The sequence below is a fragment of the Calothrix rhizosoleniae SC01 genome (assembly GCF_900185595.1).
In the GTDB taxonomy this organism is placed as follows: Bacteria; Cyanobacteriota; Cyanobacteriia; order Cyanobacteriales; family Nostocaceae; genus Calothrix_A; species Calothrix_A rhizosoleniae.
On sequence record NZ_FYBH01000283.1, the window covers coordinates 1 to 6081 of the forward strand.

Annotated in this window: 5 protein-coding genes; 3 read left to right on the forward strand and 2 right to left on the reverse strand. The window is 37.1% G+C overall.

Annotated elements, in window-relative coordinates; translation table 11 throughout:
- Positions 1-417: 417 nt before the first annotated feature.
- Both CALSC_RS16890 and CALSC_RS16895 read right to left on the reverse strand, forming a co-directional pair.
- Positions 418-1962, reverse strand: coding sequence for a B12-binding domain-containing radical SAM protein (locus tag CALSC_RS16890; protein ID WP_159460639.1), 1545 nt, complete (start codon positions 1960-1962; stop codon positions 418-420).
- A gap of 614 nt (positions 1963-2576) precedes the next feature.
- Positions 2577-3203, reverse strand: a complete 627-nt coding sequence (locus tag CALSC_RS16895; protein ID WP_088242476.1) for an exopolysaccharide biosynthesis protein — start codon at positions 3201-3203, stop codon at positions 2577-2579.
- A gap of 340 nt (positions 3204-3543) precedes the next feature.
- Here CALSC_RS16895 and CALSC_RS27880 point away from each other — a divergent pair, with 340 nt between their 5' ends.
- From CALSC_RS27880 to CALSC_RS16905, 3 genes are all read left to right on the forward strand, one after another.
- Positions 3544-3666: a hypothetical protein gene (locus CALSC_RS27880; protein ID WP_268807219.1), complete on the forward strand. Its 123-nt coding sequence runs from the start codon at positions 3544-3546 to the stop codon at positions 3664-3666.
- A 27-nt stretch (positions 3667-3693) separates the two neighbouring features.
- Complete coding sequence (locus CALSC_RS16900) at positions 3694-3924, forward strand: hypothetical protein (protein WP_088242477.1); 231 nt, start codon at positions 3694-3696, stop codon at positions 3922-3924.
- Positions 3925-3953: 29 nt separating this feature from the next.
- On the forward strand, positions 3954-6081 hold a 2128-nt coding region (locus CALSC_RS16905; RefSeq protein ID WP_088242478.1), incomplete at its 3' end, for a caspase, EACC1-associated type.

Below are 6081 nucleotides of genomic sequence, written 5' to 3' on the forward strand. Positions count from 1 at the left end.
GGTAATAGTCAGGGTAAGAATTGACAATCCCTGGCAGAGATCAAGAACTAATACCATTTTGGATTTTAGATTTTAGATTTTAGATTATGGATTGTGAAAGAGTTAATGCATAAGCCTTTCTTTTCTATCTGTCACAATCATTTTTCAAATTGGTATAAGCTCTGTTGTTTGTTTTTGCTTAACTATTAAACTAAATTTGCTCAGATCTATTCATAGACTTAAGGAATTAGTTTTCTGCTTCAATCTAGTAATGTCGGCATTATCCAGTTCATAGGCTTAAAATCGAGTGTAACTCACCCTAGGTTGGTCGATTTTAGTATCTGTCAAAGTGCTTATGTTGTTTCAGCCAGTTAATGGTGAATACACTTGTTTAACCCGAACTGACGTTAAATAGATATTCTATTGGTTGAAAAAGGGTTAACTATGAGTACCAGCCATTTCCGTTTGATAGAGCTTTTCAATGGTTTTTAGTTCTTTTTGTCGCTTCGGCTCTAGATTCTGATCATTTTTAACCCAAGGTAAGAATTCCAGATCAGTCCTTTTCTTAGTACCGGAATCGACACGATTTTCTGGCAGATAGTGTTTGTAAGATGTCCGTAGAGACCAGAAATATCGCCAGAAATTAGGCATTTTCGTGATGAATTTTCCTAATCCCATCAGACGAATCTGCTCTTGAGGAGGACGCTGGGCACGAATCATTAACATACTGTACTCGTGACAGAAAGTTTTGATATCCAAAGTGGTTTCCATAACTGCATGTTGGAAATCAAAGTATTCGGGTTCGTTGTAAATAATCTGATCTTTTTGCATCGTGTATTCTACCGTACCTGGCATGGGGGTAGATACAGTGATGTTCGGAACCTCAATTTTTTGCTCACGGATGTACTTGAGCATCCCTTGGAAATTTTCCGGGGTATAATCTACACCAATCTGGAACAGTCCTTCTGTCAGTACGCCATGTTTCTGGAGGATTTTGATTGCTTTAGTACTATGGTCAATAGAGGCGTGTTTATTCATATTACTTAGAGTCTCATCAGAGTAGCTCTCTAAGCCCATGCGTACCCTTTTCAGTCCAGCAGCAGCCCAAAGTTCAATCAGTTCAGGATTCTCAGTAATAGTATCAGCTCGACTGTAGAGGCAATATTGTTTGTTGAGTCCGCTTTTTAATAAAGCTTCACCTAGGGCAAAAGAACGTTCAACATCACCAAAACAATGGTCATCGACAAATAAAACGTAGGGTTCTTCCAAGGTGGAAAGATAATCGACAATGTATTCAGGACTCCAACCTAAATACTTACCGACATTGACTTTCCAAAGATTACAGAATGAGCAACGAGCCGGACAACCCATTGCTGTCCGCATGGCCACAATTGGCTTCCACCAGAGATGATAATATTTTTTATGATATCTTTTTGTGATAGAGCGATCAGGGAAGGGCAAAGTATCTAAATCAAAGTTGGGGTCTACAACGGTTTGACCATTGGAGATGAAGACACCGTCTTCCTGATAAGCTAAGCCGTTCAGTTTACGATATTCACTGTCCCCTGCATAAAGATAATTCATCAACTCGTAAAAGCCTTGATAACCTTCGCCCATCCAAATCAAGTCTGTTTGAACGATGGCTAAATCCGTGGGATTAATGCGGGTATGTTCACCGCCTACAAGTGTCATAATATTGGAGTCGAAGGCTTTGACCTTTTGCAAGGCTTCTCTAACTAGATTCAGGTGCAAAGTCCAGCAGTTCATCACAAAAATGTCTGGATGAAATGAGCCTAGTTTTTTTTCCAGGGCTCCTTGACGACGTTCCAAACGTAAATCTAATACATCAATCTCAAACTTTTGTTTATCAAGCAGGGAACTTAGAACTTCAAATTGCAAGGGCTCGACAATATAAACTTTCTCATCTGCAAGATGATAGGGATGATAAGGAGGTGTACAGAATAGAATTCGTAATTTCTTCATAAATCCCATTGTTTAAAAAACACATGAGAATCTTATCATTTTAATGTGCTTGAGATTATTGATGTTCTTTTTAATTATTGTTAAGACTTTTTGGTCGATTCATATCTTGTATTTATTTAAAATGAGAGACAACTGAAATAATTGTCATCTAAAGAATAATAGTATTAGGCAGTAAGAAAAAACAAAACTTAACCTTAGTAAATGCAAGGTAATTGGTATTTACTAAGGTAATTGGTATTTACAGATGAACTCTTCTAGGCATGTCTCGTAAACCAAAATTTTTGATTCAGTTTTTCATGTAGAGTATGAACTAGGGAGTCGTGGTAAGCGATCGCATAATTTCTGTCTTAACAAGATTTTGACATCATTTTGTCATCCCACAGTCAGAATATTAATATTTATCCAAGAAAAATAATATTCCGTAAAAAATGATAAGGCGATCGCTTATTTTTAAAACAAAGCCAGAGTTTAAAACAAAGCCAGAGTTTAAAACAAAGCCAGAGGATAATAAACCCTATTAATTATGAAGGATAAAATGACATCCGATTTGCAGTACTTTATTGATTGCGGCGTTTTTAGTGGATGTTTTAATAAATCATAAATGCTACAGCTATTTAGCCACGTCCTAACCAAACTTTAATCAAATCCAAGAGGCTGGAACCACCCCAAGCTACAGCGATGACGATAGAAGCACTTACAGCTACTCCCATCAAGCAAAGAACCAAACCCCCCAGAGTAATTGCACCATCATCCTCTTGTAAACCAAAGCCAGTGACAAAAATACCGATCGCCGGCAAAGTATTAGTACCAGGAATTGGTATCATCATAGAAATAGACATGAGTGCGATCGCTATACCAATAGTCACCCTACCTGGTAAAGATGTACAAATAAAGCTGAGACGAGGGCGGGTTACAGCTTCAATTCTACCCAACCAAGGAATTCCAGCCTTGAGAAACCTTTGCACTGTTTCCAGTTTGATGGGGTGTTTTGCCATCTTTTTCGGTAGCCAGGGAGTTTTCGCACCAACAATTAACTGTATTGCCAAGATGAGCATGAGGACACCAAAAGGTATAGAATAGCCAGGTGCGGGGACAGGTAAGGCTGAAGGAAGGGATAAGATTACGAATAGGAAGCCGAAAACTCGCTCTCCCCCTAGCAGCAAAATATCTGTTAAATTTACTTCGGGTGATTTCTGTTCTTCAAAAAAAAATCGCTCTAATTCTTGGGAGAGTCTAGCCATAAACCGCCTAAATATTGGTACAAATTGGTCAAGCACCCGATTTAATACAAGCAATGTGAGTAACCGCTATATCAAGCCAGCTGTTTCCAGCTTGTTGGTTACAACCAAATCATGTTGTCAACAACACAGTTATTGCTGATAAACCAATCTGTCTAAATATACTGTATGTTCTTGCCTTTTGACTTAGTATGCAAATCACCAACCGCGACAGTTCCCATCAGAGAATCTGTATTTTCTCTTAATTCTGTCCAGATTTCTCCTGCTGATCATGGAATAATTGCGTTAAAATACGGTTTATATATGTATATCTTATTTCATTGTATCCAAAATTTAATCTAATATGTTAAGCCAAACCAATATCAAATTGATAATTGCTGTTCAAGACGCGGATTTAGAAGCAGAGGAGCCAGAAAAACTAACAATAAATCTCCTGCAAGAGATAAAAGATATTGATGGAGTATAAAACGTCAGACAGACGGAATTGAAAGACATGCCCTCTGGAGCAAAGTCTTTAGGGGGTTATCTTTTAGGTGTGCTGCAAGCTGAAGTCAGTTTTGAGAATTTTAAGCAACTAGCAGGATTCATTAGGGAGCGACTAACTGGTAAAGCCATTGAACTAGAAGTTGAAGCAAACGGGAAAAAACTGAAAGTCAAAGCTAGTAGTCAGCAGGAATTAATTACTGCTGTGGAACAAGCTCAAAAGTTTGTTGATGGAAACTAGGAAGTATTACAAATAAGGACAAATAAAATATGGCGAAGGTTGCATTGCTCATTGGTGTCAGTGATTATAGAGATGGTTTTACCCGCTTACCAGCTGCGAAAAAAGATATAGAAGCTATACAGGAAGTGTTGGAAAATCCAAAAATTGGGTGCTTTGATGATGTAAAACTGCTTGCTAATCCAGACGCACAACCAATGCGGGAAGCCATTGAAATTTTGTTTTCAGACTTGCAAAAAGATGACCTTGTACTGCTTTATTTTTCTGGTCATGGTATCAAGGATGACTCCGGTAACCTTTATTTTGCCACTTGTGATACCCGCAAAAATAATAAAGGAGAACTCCTAACTGCAACAGCAGTGCAAGCTAGCTTTGTGCATAACATTATGAACAGAAGTCGCTCTAAGCGCCAAGTATTGATTTTAGATTGTTGCTTTAGTGGAGCTTTTGCTAATGGATTGAATGCAAAAAGCGATCGCTTTGTAGATATTAGAAACCAATTGGGTGGAGAGGGACGAGCTATTCTGACATCTTCAAGTTCTACCCAATACTCTTTTGAAGAACAAGGCTCGGATATCTCAACTTATACCCGCTACATAGTTGAAGGATTAGAAACTGGTGCAGCAGATAAAGATGAAGATGCTTGGATTTCTGTTGATGAATTGCATGAATATGCACAAGCAAAAGTTCAAGAAGTTGCTCCAGCAATGAAGCCAGAAATATATGCAATTAAAGAAGGTTATAAGATACAGATTGCTCAAGCTCCAATTGATAATCCCAAACTCATATATCGCAAAGAAGTTGAGTATTGGGCACAAAATGATGAAATATCTGTTGATGGTCGTAAAGCATTAAATCTACTACGAGATAGGTTAGGAATAACACCTGAGGAAGCAACTAGAATTGAGGATGAAGTTTTACAACCTTTCCGACAATACAAAGAAAAATTACACCAATACGAGGAAATTTTTCGTGAAAAGATTCAGAGTGAATATCCTATAAAGGATAAAACTCGTGCTGATTTGAAGCGTTTCCAGGATATTTTACAACTTACAGATGGGGATATAGCAGTTATCGAAAAGCCTCTAATAGATGATAAAAAAATAAAAACTATAATAAATTGGCCGGTATTAAGAATAATGATATTAGCTATTTCATGCATAGCAATAGCCAGATTTTTACCTATTATCGGCGAAGATGAACCGCCAAAAGGAATAGCAGAAAAATGTAGTAGATATTCTCAAAAAAATGTTGCACAAGCTAATAATTATAAGAATGTGAAGATTGTTTATGGTGAAAAGTTTATATTAAAACAGGACAATTATATAAAAACAGACAATCATGTTTGTAAAAAAGCTGGAACTATAGCATTTGCTTCTAAAGAATATGACAAGAGTATGGAGTTTTTTGATTATTATTTGAATCAGAAGCCAAATCCTAACGATCCAGAAGCACTAATTTATCGGAATAATGCTTTAGCTTATCAGAAGGATAATCCAGATGATCAGAAGGATAATCCACTCAAAATAGCTGTAAGTTCTCCTACCATCAAAGAATCTGATGAATCAAAAGAAGTACTGCGTGGTGTAGCTCATGCTCAAGACGAGATTAATAAAAAGGGCGGTATTAATGGTAGGCTATTGCAGGTAGCGATCGCTAATGATGATGATGATAAAAGCAAAGCTAAAGAAATAGCAAAGTTATTGGTTGAAAATCCACAAATACTAGGTGTAGTTGGTCATTTCTCTAGTGGTGTTACCCTTGCTGCAGGCGGGGTTTATGAACAAGGAAAACTTGTAGCTATTTCTCCAACTAGTACTTCTGTTGAAATTTCTACTAGTGATAATCTTTATCTTTTTCGCACAGCTATCAGTGATGAAGAAACAGCAATTTATTTAGCTGATTATATGATATCGACTTTAAAGAAAAAAAAAGTAGCTATTTTTTTTAATAATGAGAATAAGTATAGTCAGGCTTTCAGGTATGTGTTTGGAAGAAGCATTAAAAACAATAGGGGAGAAATATTCACATACAACTTGTCTAAATCTAATTTTCAACCCGCCAAGGAACTTCAAAAAGCTTATAAACAAGGTGTAGAAGCGTTGCTGCTCATCCCAGGAGCTGGTAATCAAGACAAAGAAAACGCAATAGAAGTGATTA